The sequence below is a fragment of the Bulleidia sp. zg-1006 genome, from assembly GCF_016812035.1.
GTDB lineage: Bacteria > Bacillota_I > Bacilli_A > Erysipelotrichales > Erysipelotrichaceae > Bulleidia.
The window spans coordinates 1,427,731-1,449,915 of record NZ_CP069178.1; the positions used below are offsets into that span (position 1 = coordinate 1,427,731).

General features: G+C 37.6%; 17 protein-coding genes. 4 read left to right on the forward strand and 13 right to left on the reverse strand.

What is annotated here, in order from left to right:
- Nucleotides 1-4: 4 nt before the first annotated feature.
- Nucleotides 5-1,180 carry an SIS domain-containing protein gene (locus JOS54_RS07310; protein ID WP_203244934.1) on the reverse strand — a complete coding sequence of 392 codons (1,176 nt, stop codon included), beginning with the start codon at nucleotides 1,178-1,180 and terminating at the stop codon, nucleotides 5-7.
- 146 nt (nucleotides 1,181-1,326) lie between these two features.
- Here JOS54_RS07310 and nagA point away from each other — a divergent pair, with 146 nt between their 5' ends.
- Nucleotides 1,327-2,472: an N-acetylglucosamine-6-phosphate deacetylase gene (gene nagA, locus JOS54_RS07315; protein WP_203244935.1), complete on the forward strand. Its 1,146-nt coding sequence runs from the start codon at nucleotides 1,327-1,329 to the stop codon at nucleotides 2,470-2,472.
- A gap of 1 nt (nucleotide 2,473) precedes the next feature.
- Complete coding sequence (locus tag JOS54_RS07320) at nucleotides 2,474-3,004, forward strand: hypothetical protein (RefSeq protein WP_203244936.1); 531 nt, start codon at nucleotides 2,474-2,476, stop codon at nucleotides 3,002-3,004.
- A 255-nt stretch (nucleotides 3,005-3,259) separates the two neighbouring features.
- Here JOS54_RS07320 and tuf read toward each other — a convergent pair whose 3' ends face one another.
- The 10 genes from tuf to JOS54_RS07370 form a co-directional block, all read right to left on the reverse strand.
- Entirely contained in the window at nucleotides 3,260-4,453 is a 1,194-nt protein-coding gene (gene tuf, locus JOS54_RS07325; RefSeq protein WP_203244937.1) for an elongation factor Tu, read from the reverse strand.
- A gap of 85 nt (nucleotides 4,454-4,538) precedes the next feature.
- Nucleotides 4,539-6,608, reverse strand: a complete 2,070-nt coding sequence (fusA, locus tag JOS54_RS07330; RefSeq protein ID WP_203244938.1) for an elongation factor G — start codon at nucleotides 6,606-6,608, stop codon at nucleotides 4,539-4,541.
- Between the two features lie 17 nt (nucleotides 6,609-6,625).
- Nucleotides 6,626-7,096: a 30S ribosomal protein S7 gene (gene rpsG, locus JOS54_RS07335; protein ID WP_203244939.1), complete on the reverse strand. Its 471-nt coding sequence runs from the start codon at nucleotides 7,094-7,096 to the stop codon at nucleotides 6,626-6,628.
- Nucleotides 7,097-7,116: 20 nt separating this feature from the next.
- Nucleotides 7,117-7,536 carry a 30S ribosomal protein S12 gene (rpsL, locus tag JOS54_RS07340; RefSeq protein WP_203244940.1) on the reverse strand — a complete coding sequence of 140 codons (420 nt, stop codon included), beginning with the start codon at nucleotides 7,534-7,536 and terminating at the stop codon, nucleotides 7,117-7,119.
- Nucleotides 7,537-7,751: 215 nt separating this feature from the next.
- A complete protein-coding gene (locus JOS54_RS07345; RefSeq protein ID WP_203244941.1) occupies nucleotides 7,752-8,918 on the reverse strand; it encodes an ABC transporter ATP-binding protein in 1,167 nt (388 codons plus the stop codon).
- A 14-nt stretch (nucleotides 8,919-8,932) separates the two neighbouring features.
- The gene (gene malQ, locus JOS54_RS07350; protein ID WP_203244942.1) at nucleotides 8,933-10,426 is read right to left on the reverse strand and encodes a 4-alpha-glucanotransferase; all 1,494 of its coding nucleotides are present in this window, start codon (nucleotides 10,424-10,426) and stop codon (nucleotides 8,933-8,935) included.
- Between the two features lie 18 nt (nucleotides 10,427-10,444).
- Nucleotides 10,445-11,455: a LacI family DNA-binding transcriptional regulator gene (locus JOS54_RS07355; protein ID WP_203244943.1), complete on the reverse strand. Its 1,011-nt coding sequence runs from the start codon at nucleotides 11,453-11,455 to the stop codon at nucleotides 10,445-10,447.
- Between the two features lie 9 nt (nucleotides 11,456-11,464).
- Nucleotides 11,465-12,301: a carbohydrate ABC transporter permease gene (locus JOS54_RS07360; protein WP_203244944.1), complete on the reverse strand. Its 837-nt coding sequence runs from the start codon at nucleotides 12,299-12,301 to the stop codon at nucleotides 11,465-11,467.
- 1 nt (nucleotide 12,302) lies between these two features.
- Entirely contained in the window at nucleotides 12,303-13,145 is an 843-nt protein-coding gene (locus tag JOS54_RS07365) for a carbohydrate ABC transporter permease (protein ID WP_203244945.1), read from the reverse strand.
- Between the two features lie 73 nt (nucleotides 13,146-13,218).
- Nucleotides 13,219-14,541, reverse strand: a complete 1,323-nt coding sequence (locus JOS54_RS07370; RefSeq protein ID WP_203244946.1) for an ABC transporter substrate-binding protein — start codon at nucleotides 14,539-14,541, stop codon at nucleotides 13,219-13,221.
- 364 nt (nucleotides 14,542-14,905) lie between these two features.
- Between JOS54_RS07370 and JOS54_RS07375 the strand changes: the two genes are divergently transcribed.
- Together JOS54_RS07375 and JOS54_RS07380 are read left to right on the forward strand one after the other, a co-directional pair.
- On the forward strand, nucleotides 14,906-17,164 hold the full coding sequence (locus JOS54_RS07375; protein ID WP_203244947.1) for a glycogen/starch/alpha-glucan phosphorylase: 2,259 nt from the start codon (nucleotides 14,906-14,908) through the stop codon (nucleotides 17,162-17,164).
- Between the two features lie 147 nt (nucleotides 17,165-17,311).
- The gene (locus tag JOS54_RS07380; RefSeq protein WP_203244948.1) at nucleotides 17,312-17,473 is read left to right on the forward strand and encodes a hypothetical protein; all 162 of its coding nucleotides are present in this window, start codon (nucleotides 17,312-17,314) and stop codon (nucleotides 17,471-17,473) included.
- 226 nt (nucleotides 17,474-17,699) lie between these two features.
- Here the strand turns inward: JOS54_RS07380 and JOS54_RS07385 are convergent, their stop codons facing one another.
- Together JOS54_RS07385 and JOS54_RS07390 are read right to left on the reverse strand one after the other, a co-directional pair.
- Nucleotides 17,700-20,183 (reverse strand): Cna B-type domain-containing protein, encoded by a 2,484-nt coding sequence (locus tag JOS54_RS07385; protein ID WP_203244949.1) that lies wholly within the window; start codon nucleotides 20,181-20,183, stop codon nucleotides 17,700-17,702.
- A gap of 539 nt (nucleotides 20,184-20,722) precedes the next feature.
- Nucleotides 20,723-21,982, reverse strand: a complete 1,260-nt coding sequence (locus JOS54_RS07390; protein ID WP_238928352.1) for an ATP-binding protein — start codon at nucleotides 21,980-21,982, stop codon at nucleotides 20,723-20,725.
- Nucleotides 21,983-22,185 lie beyond the last annotated feature (203 nt).

The window sequence follows — 22,185 nt, forward strand, 5'->3', positions numbered from 1 at the left end:
CCTCCTATTTACTATATGGGTATAAAATAACACCCTTGACCACACGGTTTACTTCACCTGTTGGACATGGGTTATCCGGTGTGATGGATAACGAAAGCGATTTAAACAATGCCACCAATTGAGCAACGGTAATATACGCTAATCCATTCACAACATTATCCCTTTCTTCACCATTAAAACAATAATACCAATCCGCTAATTCTTTCGCTTCAGAACATTCTATGTTCGCTACCACTAAAATCTTATTGCCTTTACGCTGAACTGCCATTTCTTTTAATAGATCCAATTCATATTGGCGTTGATAAGCATAGTCGGATAAATAAAGCACTGTCAACGTTGTATCATCAATAATACTCTTTGGTCCATGGCGGAATCCTAATGGTGTATCAAACATTGTCACAACCTTACCCGCTGTTAATTCTAACATCTTTAAGGCCGATTCTTGGGCAACTCCTTTTTGGGTATTGGTTCCTAAGTAAACAATTCTTTCAAAAGGATATTGTTCCACTACTTCTTTTGCTAAATAGAAGTCTTCCAATAGCCATTTTTCCACATTGGTTGCTAGGCTTTCAACTGACTTAACTAAAGTTTCGTATTCTTCCTTCGCAAAAGCCAACAAAGTGGCTAGATACATATTGGAATAGCTAGAAGTCATCGCAAAACTTTGATCCAACGTTTCCGGGCTTAGGTTAATCGCAAAACAACGTTCTCCTTCTTTTGATGCTCTTAAGCTCAAAGCTCCATCTTGATTACAAGTGATAAAAAGATGATGAACTTCCGGATTAACAGCTTCAACCGATTGAATAGCACCAATACTTTCGGGTGAATCTCCCGAGCGTCCATAGCTAACCAATAAAGTTGGTTTCATAGCTGAAATAAAGTTCTCTGGACTAGCGGTTAAATCTGTTGTCGCATAGCTTTTTACTTTGTAGTCATAAAGACGGTTTAGGTAAGAATACACACTATTTCCAACGAACTCACTTGTACCGGCACCGGTTAATATAATATCAAAATCATTTTGTTTGGTTGTTTTTTCAATGAATTGAGTTAGTTCATGACGAATTTGATTCACTTGTTTCAAAGTCTTACGCCATGTGATAGGTTGTTGCACAATTTCTTTTGCGGTAAATGTTGCTTTACTGTTCTCTAACACTGTTTCACTTAAGTTAAATATTTCCATATGACCTCCATCTGTTTTGATTATATCAATTTGTGTATTGCTTTTATGGTTTTCATTAAAAACTATCAATCATAAACGAAAAAGTACAAACACTTTCAGGGTATCCTCATTTCAATCGTGATAAGATTATTAAAAAGGAGATTATTATGTATATAAAAAGTACAAAGATTTGGTTGGCCGGTTCCTTCTATCCGGCAACTCTTCATTTAGAAGATTCTAAAATACTGGACATTCTTCCTTACGATTTTGAAACTTGTGATAAGGACTATGGTAATTTAAGAATTGTACCCGGTTTCATTGACATTCATTGTCATGGAGCTTATGGTTATGATACCAACTATGCACAAGAAGATGGATTAAAGAAATGGGCAAAGGGAATTGTCAAAGAAGGTGTAACCGGTTTCTTATCCACAACCATTACGGAATTAAATCCGGTTTTGACAAAGGCAGTTCAAAATGTTCGTAAAGTTAAGGAAAACCACATGGCCGGTCGCGATGGAGCGGATATTTTAGGAATTCATTTTGAAGGTCCTTATTTAGACATGAAGTACAAAGGAGCCCAACCTCCAGAAGCGATTGTGCAAGGAACGGTTGAGGAGTTTAAGCACTATCAAAAAGAGTCCGGCGATTTAATTAAGGTCATCACCTTGGCTCCTGAGCATGACCCAAATCATGCGTTAACGAAGTACGCTAGTCAACACGGTGTGGTTGTTTCCGTTGGTCATAGTGGTGCTACTTATAATGAAGCCTTGCTTGCCTTTGCAAATGGGGCAATGAGTATCACCCACACTTTCAATGGTCAATCTCCATTCAATCATCGTGCTAATGGAGTGGCTGGTGCTGCCTTACGTTTAAGAAATGTGTATAGTGAAATCATTTGTGATGGTCAACATTGCACCCCTGAAGCTTTAAATATTTTCTTTCAAACCAAAGGTAGTCATTATGCGGTTATGATTACGGATGCTTTAATGGCAAAGGGCTTACCAAAGGGAACGAAATTCCAATTTGGGGGTCATGAAGTAGAGATTGATAAAAAGGGCTTAGCACACTTAACCGAAACAGGTGGTATTGCCGGATCAACTTTGAGCTTAAATCAGGGTTTGCGAATCTTAGTGGAAGAAGCACTTGTGCCATTTGAGGCGGCTATCAATAGTTGTACCCTTAATCCGGCGACTTTACTTGGTATGGATGATCATATTGGTAAGATTGTGGCAGGATATGATGCCGACCTTGTTGTATTGGGAGATGATTATTCCGTTGTCGATACGTATTGTAAAGGTATCAAACAATAATATGGCTAAACAAACTAAAAGTCCTATTGCTGGACGTAATATTTATTTAAACAAACACAATCAAAAAATCCTTTTTGACTCATTCTCTAAAACCGGTTACTTAATTCGTGATGAAGAAGCACAGCGCTTTACTTTATATCGAAATCGTTGGGTATTGGCTTTAGCTATTGGTATTCTAGTGTATTCTTTTCTCAAACAAATTCCAGTATCCATTCTAATTGGTTTGGCTTATGGATTGTTTCAAGAATATCGTTACCGTCGTGTATGGTTACCTGGTTTAACACAATTCCCTAATTTCAAGCCAGAGAAAAAAGTTGGCTTTATTGAAGGCTTAATCCAACAAAATAAAGCTTGGGAATGTTTCTTATTAGGACTGGCTTTCATGGCTTTTGGTATTCTACTTGTTATCAAGGGAATTTTAGAAAAGGATGCGCCTATTCTTCTTGCTTTTGAAATTCTTGTTATGATTGCGACTACCTATAAAGCCATCCAATATTTCTTCGCCCTTTATCAAATTAAAAAGAAGCGTTAAGCTTCTTTTTTCATTAACGAGATTTCTTCACTTTTTCGTTTAATGCTTCACCAATAAATGTATTTAATACCACTGAATCAGAAATTTCTTCCTTTGTGTCTTTATCCGCATATTTAACTGTAACGGTTGCTTTCTTACCACTTCACAATTTTTGACTTTTATGTTTCATTATGATCTCATTTATTTTACAATTACTTAATTTTAATTTTTACATAAAAAGAGCGGTCCACCCACTCTTTTAGATTAAGTTTTAAATTACTTAACGATTTCGGTAATAGAACCGGAACCTACAGTACGTCCACCTTCACGGATAGAGAAACGTGTACCTTGTTCAATAGCGATAGGAGCTAATAAAGTAACGTTCATCATAACATTATCACCAGGCATACATAAATCCGTTCCTTCAGGTAATGTAATAACACCTGTAACGTCCGTTGTACGGAAGTAGAATTGAGGACGGTAGTTAGAAACGAAAGGAGTATGACGTCCGCCTTCTTCCTTTGTTAATACGTACACTTGAGCCTTGAATTCTGTATGAGGTGTAACTGAACCGGGTTTAGCTAATACTTGTCCACGTTCAATTTCATCACGGTTGATACCACGCAATAATGCACCAATGTTATCACCGGCTTGAGCGAAATCCAACATCTTACGGAACATTTCAATACCCGTAACAACAGTCTTGCGAGTGTCACGAATACCAACGATTTCAACTTCATCATTTAAGTTCAATTTACCACGTTCAACACGTCCTGTTGCAACAGTACCACGTCCTGTGATTGTGAATACATCTTCAACAGCCATTAAGAAAGGCTTATCAAATTCATGTTCAGGAGCCGGGATGTAAGTGTCAACCGCATCTAATAATTCCTTGATAGCCGGTGTCCACTTAGGATCGTCTTGTAAAGCTTGGAAAGCAGAACCACGGATAACAGGAGCGTTATCTCCATCGTAGCCATATTCAGAAAGAAGTTCACGAACTTCCATTTCAACTAAATCAATTAATTCATCATCATCAACCATATCGCACTTGTTTAAGAAAACAACAATCTTAGGAATACCAACTTGGCGACCTAATAAGATATGTTCACGAGTCTGAGGCATTGGTCCATCTGTAGCGGCTACTACTAAGATAGCACCATCCATTTGGGCGGCCCCGGTAATCATGTTCTTAACATAGTCAGCATGACCCGGACAGTCAACATGAGCGTAGTGACGAGTCTTTGTTTGATATTCAACGTGAGCAGAGTTAATCGTGATACCACGAGCCTTTTCTTCCGGAGCTCCGTCAATCTTATCGTAAGCTTCAAAATTAGCCTTACCATCTTCCGGATGTTCCGATAGATACTTTGTGATTGCCGCTGTTAAAGTTGTTTTACCGTGGTCAACGTGACCAATAGTACCAACGTTAACATGTTCCAGCGATCGGTCAAAATGTTCCTTTGCCATAATATTTTTCCTCCTAGTATTTTATACTTTTCCGTCTAGCTTAATTTTATAGTAAGTGACTGGACAATGCAATATTTTTCAAATCTTATTTTGTTGTGTTCTTCTTGATAATTTCTTCCGCAATGCTCTTTGGAACTTCTTCATAGTGATCCATAAACATGGTATAAATTCCACGTCCTTGAGTGAATGAACGCAAGTCTGTAATGTAACCAAACATTTCTGATAAAGGAATAAATGCCTTTACCTTAATAGCGTTACCGGTTTCTTCTTGTTCACGAATTTGACCACGACGTTTTGTAACGTCACCCATTACCGCACCCAAGTAATCACTTGGAGCTGTAATATCCACTGCCATAATAGGTTCAAGAATAACAGGATTACACTTCTTAGCCGCCTCTCTTAATGCTAAGGAAGCCGCAATCTTATACGCTTGTTCCGAAGAGTCGACATCGTGGTAAGAACCATCAAATAAGACAGCCTTAATATCCACAATTGGATAACCGGCAATTAAACCGGAATTCAAAGAATCTTCCAAACCTTGTTGAGTTGGCTTGATGAATTCCTTAGGAACCGATCCACCAACCGTGGCATCTTCAAATTCAAAACCTTTGCCCGGGTTTGGACTAAAGCGAATCCAAACATCACCGTATTGACCATGACCGCCGGACTGACGAACAAACTTACCTTGTACTTCCGCTTCTGAACGGATTGTTTCACGGTAAGCCACTTGTGGAGCACCTGCTGTTGCATCTACCTTAAATTCACGCTTCATACGGTCCATGATGACATCCAATTGCAATTCACCGACACCCGCAATAATCGTTTGTCCTGTTTCTTCATCCGTATAAGTCTTGAAAGTTGGATCTTCTTCCGCCAACTTCGCCAAGGCTTCATCCATCTTTTGTGAGTCATTCTTAGTCTTAGGTTCAACCGACATCTGAATAACAGGTTCTTGGAAAATCATCGATTCCAAAACAATTGGTGAATTTTCAGCACATAATGTATCACCGGTGGTTGTGTTCTTTAAACCAACTGCACCGGCAATATCACCGGCGAATACTTCATCAATATCTGTTCTTTGGTTAGCATGCATACGAATCAAACGTCCAAAACGTTCTCTCTTATCCTTCGTTGAGTTTAAAACATAACTACCGGAAGTAGCACGACCGGAATAAACGCGGAAATAAGTTAAACGACCTACGAATGGATCAGTCGCTACCTTAAACGCTAATGCTGAGAATGGTTCATCATCAGAAGGATGACGTTCACTTGCACTACCATCTTCTAAAGTACCCTTTATTGCCGGAATATCTGTTGGAGAAGGCAAATAGTCTACAACTGCATCCAATAATAATTGAACACCTTTATTCTTATAAGCTGACCCGCACATAACAGGGAAGAATTCAGAAGTCAAAACACCGGCACGAATTGCTCGCTTGATTTCAGCAACCGTCGGTTCTTCACCTTCTAAGACCTTCATCATCAATTCATCATCATAATCCGCAATTGCTTCCAACATTTCCGCACGCATTGTTTCAGCCTCATCCTTGAATTGAGCATCCACTTCATGATCGGTGAACTTATTCGTTTCACCCTCATAATCACGTTGCTTCATTTCAACTAAATCGATGATACCGCGGAAATCTTGTTCAGCCCCAATAGGCATTTGGATTGCAACCGCTTTGGCACCTAAACGGTCACCAATACTGTGAACAGACATCATGAAGTCTGCTCCAGTTGCGTCCATCTTATTTGAGAAAACAATACGAGGCACATGGTATTCCGTTGCTTGACGCCAAACCGTTTCGGTTTGAGGTTCAACACCGGCTTTGGAATCTAAGACTGTTACCGCACCATCTAAGACACGAAGGGAGCGTTCAACCTCAGCTGTAAAGTCGACGTGACCCGGTGTATCGATGATATTGATACGTGTATCATGCCATTGACAAGTCGTTGCCGCAGAAGTAATTGTAATCCCACGTTCTTGTTCTTGAGCCATCCAGTCCATTTGGGAAGCACCATCATGAGTTTCACCAATCTTATGAATTTTACCCGTATAGTACAAGATACGTTCTGTCGTTGTTGTCTTACCGGCATCAATGTGCGCCATGATACCGATATTACGCATCTTATCTAGTGATATTTCTCTTGCCATCCTAAATCCTTTCTAAATTACCAACGGAAATGCGCAAATGCCTTATTAGCTTCTGCCATTCTGTGAGTATCATCTTTCTTCTTCACGGAAGCACCAATTCCATTAGCCGCATCCATAATTTCATTCGCTAATCTTTGTTCCATTGTGTTTTCATGACGTAAACGGGCGAAACTGACAAGCCAACGCAACCCTAATGTCAATTTACGTTCAGCCGAAACTTCAACAGGAACTTGGTAGTTAGCACCGCCAACACGGCGAACCTTCAATTCAAGTTGAGGCATTACATTAGCTAATGCTTTTTCGAAGACTTCCATTGGATTTTCACCTGTCTTCTTTTCGATTAATGCGAATGAATCGTATAAAATCGTTTGCGCTGTACCGCGCTTACCATCGATCATAATCTTGTTAATCAATTTCGTAACTAACTTTGAGTTATAGATTGGATCCGGTAGTACATCACGCTTTGCTACATAACCTTTTCTTGGCATATTCTACTTTCTCCCCTCTATTACTTAGCGGCCTTTGGCTTCTTCGCTCCGTATAAAGAACGACCTTGCTTACGGTCTGTAACCCCGGCACAGTCTAATGTTCCACGGATAATGTGATAACGAACACCGGGTAAGTCCTTCACACGACCACCACGAATCATAACAACCGAGTGTTCTTGCAGGTTATGACCAATTCCCGGAATGTAAGCTGTAACTTCCATACCGTTCGATAAACGAACACGGGCATACTTACGCAATGCAGAGTTAGGCTTCTTAGGTGTCATAGTACCGACACGAGTACAAACCCCTCTCTTTTGTGGACTACTTAGCTTCGTCATTTTGTTCTTAAGAGTATTCACACCACGATTTAACGCCGGTGACTTAGACTTATAAATATTGTCTTGACGACCCTTACGAACCAATTGATTGATTGTTGGCATTGTTTAGCTCCTTTCTCATGCACACAGTACCTAGTGTGCCACGCTCTTAATAAATAATAACCTCGCATGGCAAGGTTCATTCATAAGCTCATAAATGATACTCCATTTTCTTTTATGATGTCAATCAAAATTGATTAAATTTACTGATATTTTTTCATCCAAGCCAACGAATGGATAAGCATATAGAAAGGTCTTTATTCAAGACCTTTCTACCATTACTGAATAACCGCCGTTTCCAAATTCACTTTTGTTTCTTTATCAAACAAATGAATCACTTGATTACTAAAGCCGAAATGCACCATATGACCAATCTTTAAATCACGAGCCTCACTCGCATTCATCGTTGGAATAATCACAATCATTTCATTCCCTTCAAAATTAGCGTGTAAATTGATAGAGCTGCCCATCATTTCACTAACCTCAATGATTGCTTGTAAAGCTGATTCATCCTTCACTAATTGAATATTCTCCGGTCTTACCCCAACAATCACTTCCTTTTCAGTTACTTTATTCGCTGCTAAGTTGGCTTGTTTTTGTTCGGATAACACAATTTCTTTATTTCCAACCACAACACTATATTGTCCTTGATCATTCACTTTCAAATGACCATCAAAATAGTTCATTTGAGGCACCCCAATAAATCCGGCCACAAATAAATTTGCAGGTGATTCATACACTTCTTGAGGCGTACCAATTTGTTGGATAACGCCATCTTTCATGATAACAATACGATCACCTAAGGTCATCGCTTCTGTTTGGTCGTGGGTAACATAAACGAAAGTGGTGTTGATTCTTTGTCTTAATTTAATCAATTCCGCACGCATTTGATTACGTAATTTCGCATCTAAGTTCGATAAAGGCTCATCCATCAATAAAGCCTTTGGCTCACGCACAATGGCACGACCAATCGCCACACGCTGACGCTGACCACCCGATAATGCCTTCGGCTTACGATTTAAATATTCACTAATCCCTAAAATTTCCGCCGCTTCCTCTACGCGACGATTAATTTCCTCTTTAGCAACGCCTTGCATCTTTAATGGAAAACCAATATTTTGACGAACCGTCATATGAGGATATAACGCATAGTTTTGGAACACCATCGCAATATCTCTTTCCTTAGGAGCCAAATCATTCACAACCTTACCATCAATTTCCAATTGTCCCTTTGAAATTTCTTCCAAACCTGCAATCATACGCAATGTTGTGGATTTACCACAGCCCGACGGACCAACTAAAACAATAAATTCTTTATCAGCAATCTCTAAGTTAAAATCCTGAACAGCTAACACGCCTTCTTCTGTAACTTTAAGATTGTGAGTTTTCTTCTTATCTTGATTCGGATAAATCTTAACAATATTTTTCAATGTAACTGTTGACATATATTTATTTCCTTTCACTGTTCGGGGTAATAGCGTCTATAAATCTCAGACAATTTACCCAATTTAATTGCTAAATCTAATCTAAAATCTTCTTTATGACATCTATACACCCAATTATTACCAAGAGTAGATGGCACATTCATACGAGCCTTATTATCTAGACCCAATAAATCTTGGAACTGTGTTATTGCTAAATTTGCTACACTAGCGTATTGTGCACGAATTATACCCCAATGAAAGCCTTCTTCCTTTGTTAAATGGAAATAATCTTTTGCTCGCTGAACGTCTTGTTTATTCGCTGTTTTAATCCAACCTTGGATGGTATCGTTGTCATGAGTACCCGCATAAACCACACAATTATGCGTATAGGTGTGCGGCAAATACACCGAATCCGTCCCCCTGGAATCAAATGCAAACTGCAATACCTTCATTCCCGGATATCCTGTTTGACTTAATAATTCTCGAACATCATCACTTAAGAAACCAAGGTCTTCCGCAATGATACTAACATCCCCTAATTTCTCTTTGATGGTTTTAAATAAATCATAACCGGGGCCTTTACACCAACGACCGTTCACCGCTGTTGTATCGCCAAATGGAATGGCATAATAAGAAGAAAAACCTCGGAAATGATCAATGCGTAAAACATCATAAAAGCGTAATTGATGTTTCACTCTTAGAACCCACCAGTCATACTTATTCTTTTTCAGATATTCCCAATCGAATAAAGGATTGCCCCACACTTGTCCATCTGCAGAAAAACCATCCGGCGGACAACCTGCCACCTCAGTTGGCACATACTCTTTATTTAACTGAAACAACTTAGGGTTGCACCAGACATCAGCACTATCTTCCGATACATAGATTGGCAAATCCCCAATCATATCGATGCCATGCTCCTTAGCATACGCTTTCAGTTGATGCCATTGTTTATAAAATAAATATTGAATCTTTTTCCAAAACAATACTTCATCCTTCAATTCCATGCGTAAGGATTGCAAAGCTTCCTCTTCTCGTATCCGAATACTCTTTGGCCATTCTTGTAAAGCAATACCACCTAAAGATTCCTTCGTCGCCATGTATAAGGCATAATCCTCTAACCAGTAGGACTCATCCACCACAAATTGATTGAATTCATCCCGCTTCTTTTGCGTGATGCGATTACAGGCTTTTCTTAAGACTTGAAAACGATTCTTATAAATAGCTCCGTAATCAATTTTATGTTTATTTTTCCCCCAATGGATGGAAGTATATTCTTCCTTCTTTAATAATCCATCTTTTCTTAAATCGTCTAAATCAATGAAATAGGGATTACCCGCAAAGGTAGAAAACGATTGATAAGGAGAATCTCCATAGCCTGTTGGACCAATTGGTAAAATTTGCCAATAAGTCTGCTTTGCTTTTTTTAAAAACTTAATGAATTTACGGGCTTGTTCCCCCATTGTCCCAATACCATATTCTGATGGTAAAGAAGCAATCGGCAACAACACTCCTGCACTTCGTTTCATATTCCATCTCCTATTTATTTATAACTTTTTGATACTTGCACCTTTTATCAATTGATAAGGTATTTCTTCATGAACTCCATGCCCGTGATAAGCGATTCTTAACAACAAATCATCCACCCCTCGCTTCGCCAATTCTTGCGTATCTTGGTGAATGGTTGAAAGTCTTGGATAGATAAAGTGTCCCAATCCGATTCCATCAAATCCAATAATCGAAATATCTTCCGGAACCTTTTTGCCACTATCTCGAATCGCCGCCATCGCTCCTACGGCAATGGTATCGGAAACCGCAAAGATAGCCGAAATATCGGGATGTCTTTTTAGCAAGGCTACCGTTCCGGCATAACCACCTTCCATCGAAAAGCGACTATCCTCATAATAATCTGTATGAAAGCTCACATGATGATTTTGTAAAACTTCCATACAACTACTCACACGCAATTGTGTAATTTGAGAATTCTCTGTCCCTCCGACAATACCGATTTTTTGATGATGATTCTCTAATAAATATTGAATTGCACTAGCCGCCCCACCAGCATCATTGGTCGTAAAGCTGGACAAATGATCAAAGGGCAATCCACTAGCATCGCAAGTCAATAGGACACACGGAACCGAGATTTTTTTAAAGTTTCCTTTGAAATTATCTAAATTTCCACCCAAGAAAATAAATCCCTTCGGCTTTTTTTCAATCAACATCTGATATGCCGTCAAGACTTCATCTTGATTTTCATCAATGAATATCACTGAAGCTTCTTCTCTTTTTTTTGAAAGATTTCCTTGTACTTGTTCCAACAAATCCGCAAACAACATATTCCCATATCCTTTGACAATAATGACGATATTGGAACTGATAGTTTTCTTTAACTGTTTCGCATTAACATTCGGCTGATAATGATTATCTCGAATAATCTTTTCAATCTTTTCTTTGGTTTCTTTTCTCACATCCGGACGATTATTTAATACACGAGAGACCGTCCCCGTACTAAACCCCGATAATTTTGCAATATCCTTGATTGTTAATGCCTTGCTCATGGTTTATTGTTATCCTTTCACTGCCCCTGCCGCAACGCCTTTTATAATATACTTTTGGCAACTCAAATAAAATATAATCACAGGTACAACCGCCATAATCAAGGACGCCATGATAGCTCCCATATCCACACGACCATAGCTGCCCTTCATGTATTGAATGACAATTGAGATTGTCTTATATTTCTTCACATCTAACACTAAATATGGCAATAAGAAATCATTCCAAATCCACATGGTTTCCAAAATGCCAACCGAAATATAAGTCGGCTTCATAATTGGAAGAACAACCAAGAAGAAAGTTTGTACCGGGGAACAACCATCAATCATAGCCGCCTCTTCAATTTCAATTGGAATTGACTTAACAAATCCACAAAACATGAAGACCGCCAATCCAGCCCCAAAGCCTAAATAAATAATCACAATTCCCCAAGGCGTCACTAAGCCAAGACGGTTAGCTACCAAACTCAAAGTAAACATAACCATTTGGAAAGGAACCACCATTGAGAACACACATAATAGATAAATCAATTTTGTGATTTTATTCTTCACACGGGTCACATACCATGCACACATAGATGTACAAATTAAAATCAACACAACACTAATTACTGTGATAAACACCGTCCAACCAACAGCTTCTAAGAAACCATATTTTTTCATCGCCATGATGTAGTTGGACAAGCCCGTAAACGTTTCCGCATTAGGAAGTTTAAAAGGTTCATCACTAATCCAAATTTTGTTTTTAAATGAATTGATTAAGACAACTACGATAGGTAAAATCCAACTAATAGATAAAACCGATAAAACAGCACTTAATCCAACATGATTTTTCTTTTCCTTAACCATCTTACTGTTGAACCTCTCTTTCCCTGGTGGAACGCAATTGTATTAAACCGATGCCCACAACAATAATGAAGAAGATAACCGCCTTTGCTTGACCAACGCCTTCCCAACCAACACGACCATAGAAGGTATTATAAATATTCAATGCCATCATTTCTGACATCTTAGCCGGTTCCCCGGCTGTTAAAGCCAAGTTTTGATCGAAAAGCTTAAATCCGTTAGTGACCGATAAGAAGGTACAAATCGTGATAGAAGGCATCATCATCGGCAATGTTACCCGGGTTAATTTATTCCAAGCACTCGCACCATCGATTTCAACAGCTTCCATAACTTCTTGAGGAATGGACTGTAAGCCGGCAATATAAATAATCATCATGTATCCAATTTGTTGCCAACAAACCAAGATAACCAATCCCACAAAACCAACTCCGGCATCTAAATTCAAAGCGGTATTCCATTGCGATAAAATACCCGAGAAAATCAATTGCCAAATATAACCAAGAACAATTCCGCCAATTAAGTTAGGCATAAAGAATATGGTACGGAATATATTTGTTCCTCTTAGCTTCTTTGTTAATGCTACCGCTAATGCAAAAGCCGCCACATTAATCACAATGACCGTCACCAAGGCGAAGGCCGCCGTGTAGAAAAAAGAGTGTTGAAAGACTGTGTCCGATAGAGCCTTTATATAATTGGCTAAACCCACAAATTGACTATCCGTAACCGTTCTAAACTCACAAAAGGATAAATATATCCCCAGTAAGAAAGGAATCACAAATCCAATCGCAAAAGCCCCCATTGTCGGAATCAGGAATAAAGCCCAATATTTTTTTATGTTTTTTCCCATATCTCACCTCTAAAAATAGATTGGCAACAAGTATTAAAACTTACCTGCTGCCAAATACCGATACATTTTATACTTATTTTTTTGCTTTTGTAGCTTTTACTTCAGCAACCCAACCTTCTACGAAAGCTTTCTTCACTGCTCCCCAGTTCGCATCCGTCTGTTTTGCCGCATAAGTTGTTAAAGCCGATCCAACACCATTCTTCCATGTTTCAGAAGGCATGGTTGTAAAGTTCCATGAAACAGGAGTGAATCCTTTTTCAACATATTCATTTGCAATGGTTACTAAACGGTTCTTAGACTTCAAGTTCTTCTTAAATGGTGTTACAAGTCCCATACCGGCTTCACCGCTAGGCATAGCTCCTTCAGCACCGCATAAAGCTTTGATTCCGGTTTCCGATGTCACACACCAATTCATGAAATCCAATGTTGCCTGAATATCCTCTTGTTTTGCTTTCTTATTCACGCTCCAGTAGTTTTCTGTACCTGTACATAAGCCTTGTTTTTCTTCGCCTTGTGCACCAATATAAATTGGCAACATGCCTAAGTTGTCATCACCTACAGCTGTGATATCGTTATAAGCCCATGTACCATTTTGATAGAAAACAGCGGCACCCTTCACAAATTCAGCCACAGCGTCATCACCCTTTTTAACAGATAATTGAGTAGGAGCAACCGTCGAATTATTGATGTATAAGTCCCAAATATTCTTATAATTTGCTAAATAAGTTCCCTTAATCGCATCTGTTGTGCTAATACCATCTGCTAAGTATTCATAGTAAATAGGTAAGTTTGCCAAATGGGTCTTAAAACGCCAGTCAGAAGAACCTTCCATACCGGAAGAAGTGAAAGCGGCGAATCCCAAAGATTTCTTACGTGCTGTAATATCTTCAACCACTTTCTTCAAGTCGGCGAAAGACTTAATGTCTTCTTGCTTATAACCGGCTTTGGCTAATAATTTCTTGTTGTAAATCAAACCATACGTTTCTACTGTATAAGCAACACCGGCAATTGCCTTTCCATCTTTCAATGTGAAATCATTAGAAGACAATTCTCCAACAATCTTCGAACCCGATAAATCGTAGCAATAATCTTTCCAACCGGCTAATCCGACAGGACCATTTACTTGGAATAAGGTTGGCGCATCTGTCTTAGCCATTTCCGCTTTTAAAGTTGGCTCGTATTGACCGGAAGCCGCTGTCAATACAGTCACAGGAACACCCGTTTCCTTCGTGTACAATTTAGCTAACTCTTGCCATTGTGCATCTGCCTCCGGCTTGAAGTTCAAATAATACACTTTCCCTTTTGGTTTCTTGTTTGCTGTGGGAGCTTTTCCACATCCCACTAACATTGTGGCGGCCATCAACGATGCCATGCCTAGTTTGAATAAGCGTTTCATATTTTTCCTCCCGCTTTATGATTCATTTCGTAACCGTTCCCGTTAACGATTGCGATACACTTATATCTTAATGAAAACGCTACCATTAGTCAAATCTTTTTTTTGAATTTTTTTCTTGACCCGTTTCTCTTGTTTTCTTGATGGTTTTTTACGTGAATTTTATTACATGGACTTTACTTGTTTGAGCATTTCTGGATAAAATAGGCAATGGAATATCTATTCCACAGCCAAAAGTAAGTACACGTAAAGATATCCCGTAGACGATAACTCGTTTGTCTTTCTACTCTATTTCGGCTTTTGTACTGTCCATTGGAAGAACTTCCATGTTGTAGTTGTTTTTCAATTTATTTTCAAAGGAGTAAATATGGAACTGGAAATACATTTAAATTCCCTCTTACCCACATCCATTCAAGAGGCATCTGATACAGAGTTATTTCAAGCCATTGCCGGCTTGGTTCAACAAAAGAAAAAAGAATTATCCACCATCCAAGATGGCAAAAAGCTTTATTACATTAGCGCTGAATTCTTAATCGGCAAGCAATTGGGTAAAAATTTAATTAATCTTGGTTTATACGATGAATTAAATCAATTACTTTCTAAATACAATAAAAATCTTAAGCAGATTGAACAGATTGAAAAAGAACCTTCTCTTGGAAACGGGGGATTAGGTCGTCTTGCGGCCTGCTTCTTAGACTCCATCGCCACCTTAAATCTACAAGGAGATGGTGTCGGTTTAAACTATCATTTGGGTTTATTCCGCCAAGAATTTAAAAATCGAAAACAAGTTGAAGTGCCCGATGAGTGGCAAAAAAACAACACTATTTTAAACCCGACGAATGTTCACTTTTCGATTGAACTTGCCGGAAAAACATACACCTCCACCATGTACGATATCGATATCATTGGTTACCACGGTCAAAAGAACCAATTGCACTTATTTGACCTGGATACCATTGACGAATCGATTGTTCATGATGGCATTGAATTCGATAAAACAGATATTTCCAAGAATTTAACTTTATTTTTATACCCCGACGATCGCTATCGTGAGGGTCAATTATTGCGTATCTACCAGCAATACTTCATGGTCAGTAACGCCGCTCAACTCATTATTCAAGAAGAGAAAGCGAAAGGGCATCATTTAAAGGACTTGGACAAACACGTTTCCGTTCAAATCAATGATACCCATCCTTCTATGATTATCCCTGAATTGATTCGATTACTCACTCAAGAAGGAATTGATTTTGAAGAAGCGGTGACTATTGTTGGCAACAGTTGTGCCTATACAAATCATACGATTTTAGCAGAAGCGTTAGAGAAATGGTCTTTGGATTACTTACAAGAAGTGGTACCACAATTGGTTCCCATCATCCATCGCCTACACCAAAGTGTCCAAGTTCGCTTCCAAAACAATCCGGAGCTAGCTATTATCGATGAATACAATCGTGTTCACATGGCTCGTATCGATATGCACTACAGCGCCTCCATCAATGGTGTTGCCGCTTTACATACAGAAATTCTTAAAAACCAAGAATTAAAGGCTTTTTACTCCATTTATCCGCATAAATTCAACAACAAAACCAATGGAATTACCTTCCGTCGTTGGATTATGCATTGTAACCCTGAATTGGTTCGTTTCATCGATGACTTAATTGGTGACACATGGCACAAGGATGCTCAACAGCTTGAACGATTACTACCATTCATTCATGACGAAAAGGTCTTACAACAATTAGAGGATATCAAATACCACAATAAAGTATCCCTAGCTCAATTCGTCAAAGAAAACGAAGGAATTGATGTAGATCCAAGCTCTATTTTCGATGTACAAGTGAAGCGATTACACGAATACAAGCGTCAACAGCTCAATGCTTTATGGGTTATTCACCAATACTTGCAAATTAAAGCCGGTCATATTCCATCCAGACCAATTACAGTTATTTTTGGTGCCAAAGCCGCCCCTGCCTACGATATGGCAAAGAACATTATTCACTTACTCCTTTGTCTACAAGATTTGATTCGTCACGATTCTGAGGTTTGTCCACATCTAAAAGTGGTGGTGTTAACGAATTATAACATTGCTAAATCCGAAATCGTGGTTCCTGCTTGTGATATTTCCGAACAAATTTCACTTGCTTCCAAGGAAGCTTCCGGTACTGGAAACATGAAATTTATGTTAAATGGTGCCATTACCTTAGGTACCAACGATGGTGCCAATGTGGAAATTGGGGAATTAGTTGGAGGTAATCATATTTATACCTTTGGGAAATCTTCCGATGAGGTGATTCAGCTATATGAAACAAGTGCTTATCACGCTATCGACTACTATCAAAACAACGAAATGATTCGTCAGTGCGTAAACTTTATCACCTCTAAAGAACTATTGGATTTAGGGGATGAGGAAATGTTATCCTCCCTAAAGAATAACTTAATTCACCACGATTGGTTCATGACTCTTTTAGATGTAGAATCCTACTTCACTGTTAAGACAGACTTATTAGCTTGCTATGAAAATCGCATGGAATGGCTGAAAAAATCCCTCATAAACATTGCTAAAGCCGGTTTCTTCTCCAGCGATCGAACTATTGCAGAATACAATCACGATATTTGGCATTTGAAATAGTATTTTGCTTTATAACAAGAAAAAGGAAGTGTTTCATCAGAACACTTCCTTTGGCAATTTGAAAATTTATAGGGTCTAGTTGTATAAAATTAAAAACTCCTTTTTAGAATGAGATTGAATCTTATTCTGAAAGGAGGTTTTTTATTTATGATTAACGATTCAATTAGTTCTATCATCGCTCTTAAAGATGATGAAGTAGAATACTGTAAAGAGGTAATATCTAAAAAGAATAATAAAGATGTACACACCTTCTATGTACGCTTAGTAAACCACGGAGGTAGATGCCCTTATGATACTAAGTTTAGATAACGGGTATACATCCTACTCACCGGATAAACTAACTAACAAGGTTAAGAAATCAAGTAATCACATAAAAAGGAAATGATAAATCACTCCATCATTTCCTTAACTTTAGGTAAAACCCCACGTTTTTCAAAGGGTTTTCCTACAAAATTTCAAAGGTTTTTCCAATCAATCCTACGAAATTTCAAATTACCGATTCTTGGTCTAACTTTTAGGCTTCACTTCAAAGTCTTTATTGCTGTTGTCTTTTTCTAATACCCAACAGAACAAGTAAACTTCCTGAAACAAACATCAACCAAGCGTATAGGAACGGATTGGTTCTATCTTCTGTTTTTGGTACGGTTTTATTTGGTGGTGTTGGCGGCGTAGGTGGCGTATCTTTGGTATTTGTAATCTCAAATCCATTCTTTGCGTCTCCTGTGATAGCTGTTGTATAGCCACTTACTTTTTCTTCCTCAATATCGTATTTTATTTCATGTCCATCATTTTTATCATACTTCTCAAGATTTTCAAACCTGTGTTTCCAGCCATTTCCATCATTTAGCTTTACACTGTCAATTCTAACACCGTCTTTTAATAGGTTAACTGTTATTTCATTCAGTTTTTTACCTACCCATACCTTTTTAATCGGAATCGATATTTCTTCTGTATTTGTATTTTTAATGACAAAGCCATTTTCCACATCACCGCTTATTTCGGATTTGTAATTTGGCATTTGTTCTTCTCTAACCTCATACTTTATCGCTTTTCCGTCTTTGTACTTTTTAAGATTTGTAAATGTATGCTGCCAGTCGTTAGCTTCATTGAGCTCCACCGTTTGAATCTTTTCATTGTCAGCAAATAGAGAAACTCTTGCTGAATTCTCTTTTTTACCTACCCATATCTTTTTAACAGGAACTGATATTTTTTCTGTATTTGTATTCTTTATCACAAAGCCGGTTGTCGCATTCCCGGTTATTTCGGATTTGTAATTCGGCATCTGCTCTTCTCTAACCTCATACTTTATCGCTTTTCCGTCTTTGTACTTTTTGAGATTTGTAAATACGTGCAGCCAGTTGTTAGATTCATTGAGCTCTACCGTTTGAATTTTTACACCATCGGCAAATAGAGAAACTCTTGCTGAATTCTCTTTTTTACCTACCCATATCTTTTTAACGGGAATTAATATTTTTTCTGTATTTGTGTTTTTGATTGTGAAGCCATTTTCCACATCTCCGCTTATTTCGGATTTGTAATTCGGCATCTGCTCTTCTCTAACCTCATACTTTATCACTTTTCCGTCTTTGAACTTTCTGAGATTTGTAAATGTATGCTTCCAGTTGTTAGATTCATTGAGCTCCACCGTTTGAATTTTTACACCATCGGCAAATAGAGAAACTCTTGCTGAATTCTCCTTTTTATCCACCCACACTTTTTTAACGGATACATCAATTTTTATAGGCTTATTTGTAATTGTTTTGATAGCTCCTCCGGCAGGAGTGACTTCCATTTCAAACTCCTCATTTCCAAGCTCATATCCCCGTGGCGGTGTCTTTTCCTTTACCTTGTAAATTCCCTGTTCCAATACACCGGAAACCACAGTTCCATCAGCCCCTGTTTTCAATTCAAAGCTTGTTCCATCGGGCTTTTTAACTTCAAATACGGCATTTGCCAAGCCCTTTGTATTATTTTCCGCATCCACCTTTATGAGTTTTATCTTGCTGGCTAAATCTCCATCTCCATGACCTCCGCTTTCAGCGAGTATATGAGAAGCAGTTACTACCCAGTTCTTTTGCTCGCTGGTAAGCTTCAGCTTATTTTTTAGGGTAGTACCCGGTGTATACGTCGATCTATATGTTAAACTATACTGATCACTGGTATCTCCAAGTTCCAAGCGAAATGTTTTCTTATCTGCAGAAAGTTTCAATTTAGAACTTATATCTACAATTTGAGCACTATTTTTATCGTAATCTCCATATTCATCAAATTGAACCTTTCTGAGAACGAAACTACCTTCTACAAAAGTTTCTCCCGTTCCCACCAGCGAATCCTCTACAATCGCATTTTTCAAATTTGCTTTTTTATGGTTTATTCTGGCATTCCATTCAGCCAAATTTGAATTCCCGATAACCTTTCCTCCCCACTTGCTTAAATGTTCATCTGTTATCTTCTTTCTTCCGATTATCTCTGTATCCGTACTCTTTGTCTTAACTCCAACGGATATTTCAAAAACGTTTTTTTCATTCATTTTAACCTTTGTTTGTGCAAATTGTGCGGCCAGATACATGGTTCCCTTTACATTGTATTTATTTTCCACATTTTCCGTAAAGGTTACTCTCACCGTACCTCCCTCATCATTTAGGCCCGGATTTACCTGAGCCTTTGCTATTACAACGCCATCATCGTTTTTTATATCGAAATTCCTCGCTGTAACATCCGATGGGAATTTCATGGTATTCGGAAGTTTTACATTGAAATAATCCCCTTTATGAAGATTTGCTCCATGTTTAGATGCATCCCACTTCATCATTAAATAAAATGTATCGCTATGAAATATTTTATCTACTTTTTCTTTTTTCGTGTTTTGTATTTCAAAATCGGTAATCTCTACATCAACCTCTTTCTGCGTTCCTTCCGCAAAAACATTACCGGCTGGCATAAATACTTGAAACAACAATGCGAACATCATAGCCACAACCATAAATTTACTTCTTAATCTTGTTTTCAACTTTGTCATCCTCCTTTTTCTCTAAGATTTAAATTCTTCTAACGCATATTCAGCTCGGAATCTGCTCGTATAAAAACCATATCTATCCCCTCCTAAATCTTGTAACCGCTCGGTTTGGAACGAAAGGTAGACTTTAATTTACAGGTCAAAACCTATAAATAAAGAACGACTGCACATCTATAGAAAGTCTTTAAATCCGTAGTAAATCACACAAAAAACCTTTCTTAATTACATATACCACAAAATGGTACGTAAAGTCTAACATTCTTGCCATTTAAAGTCTAGTATTCTTGACATCTACAGCTAAATCTTTTTGACAGTTGGATAACTTTACACATTGATTCTTACTTATAAACCCTGTATATGACAGTTTCTTTTTATTTTTCTCTCATATACCCTTTTTCTTTTAATCATTTTGTTATCAAGGTATGGTTGATTCCTATTTTTTCCCTGCCTTATACTGATTTCTTTATTTTTCTATGTCCATGATGAACCATCATCATTAAAATCCAAGCCGACAAAAATATATGCAGAAGGAGCAATTCAAACTATAGCTCGAGACTATTTTCCTCCAAAAGAAAATCGAATAAACTTATACCGGCAATCCCATTATCATCCCTTTGTGGCTTTATAACATCTTTCACAATTATTATTTTTTTGAAAGAATCGTTGATATTAAGTAGTGAATTTTTCTCCTGTTGTACCTTTTCCGGTGTCAGTAAACTATATGCTGATTGAATGTAGTATTTATTACTTCCCTTATTTGCTATGAAATCTACTTCAAGACGCTTTTTTTCATAAAATCCTTTTTTATTTTTTTCTTTCTTTTCAACCATGCCTACATCCACTTGGAACCCCCTTGCTCTGAGTTCGTTATATATTATATTTTCCATCAAATGGGTTTCTTCCATCTGTCTAAATTCTAATTTTGCATTTCTTAATCCCACATCTTCAAAGTAGTATTTTAAAGGAGTACCAATGTATTTTCTTCCTTTAACATCATACCTGTTTGCCTCATGAATCAAAAAACTCTCTTCCAAATATACAATATAATTTTTTATGGTATTCATACTGATGTCTGATTTTAGTGAGCTTTTGAAAGTATCAGCAATTCTCGATGGATTTGATAGAGAACCTACCGCTGATGCCAAAACCTTAATTAAATCTTCCATTTCTTGAAGTTTTTCAATCTTATAGCGTTCCTTGATATCTTTCAGATATGTTTCTTCAAACAAGTTTTTAAGATACTTTATTTTTTGTTCATCAGTTTTCATTGTAGCAACCAGTGGCAATCCACCATACGTAACATACTCTGAAAATCCATGGTATTCGTCACCATCATAGATTTGCATAAATTCTTTAAATGTCAAAGGAAATACGTGGATTTCATCTCCTCTCCCACGAAACTGCGTAATAATGTCCTTTGATAAAAATTTGGAATTACTACCCGTAACATAAATATCTAAATTTTTAATAGGCAATAAAGAATTTAATACTTCCTCAAAATCCTCAAGCATTTGAACTTCGTCTAAAAAAATATAATATTGTTTATCATCAACGATAGCACTCTCTATATATTCAAGAATGATATCAGGATTTCTGTATTGCTTATTTTTTCTTTGGTCAAGCGACATCTCAATGATGTGTTTTTCATCAGTATTATGTTCTAATAGATAATTTTTAAATATATCAAATAACAAATATGATTTTCCACTTCGTCTTAATCCGGTGATTACCTTAATCAAGCCATTATGCATTCTACCAATCAAATCTTCTAAATACTTATCTCTTGAAATTTTCAAAGTCATGTACCTCCATTTAATATTAAAGGTCTTTTTCCCTTTAATTTTCATTATTGTACGTTATTAGTACTAAAGAATCAACATTTTCAATGATATTTATAGGTCATTTTCCCCTTAATTTTTATTTTATACTCGTTTCTATAAAACAAAATAGATACCTCCAAAAATTAGTTTGTGTCTAACTTTTGGGGTGCACTTCAATATCCATT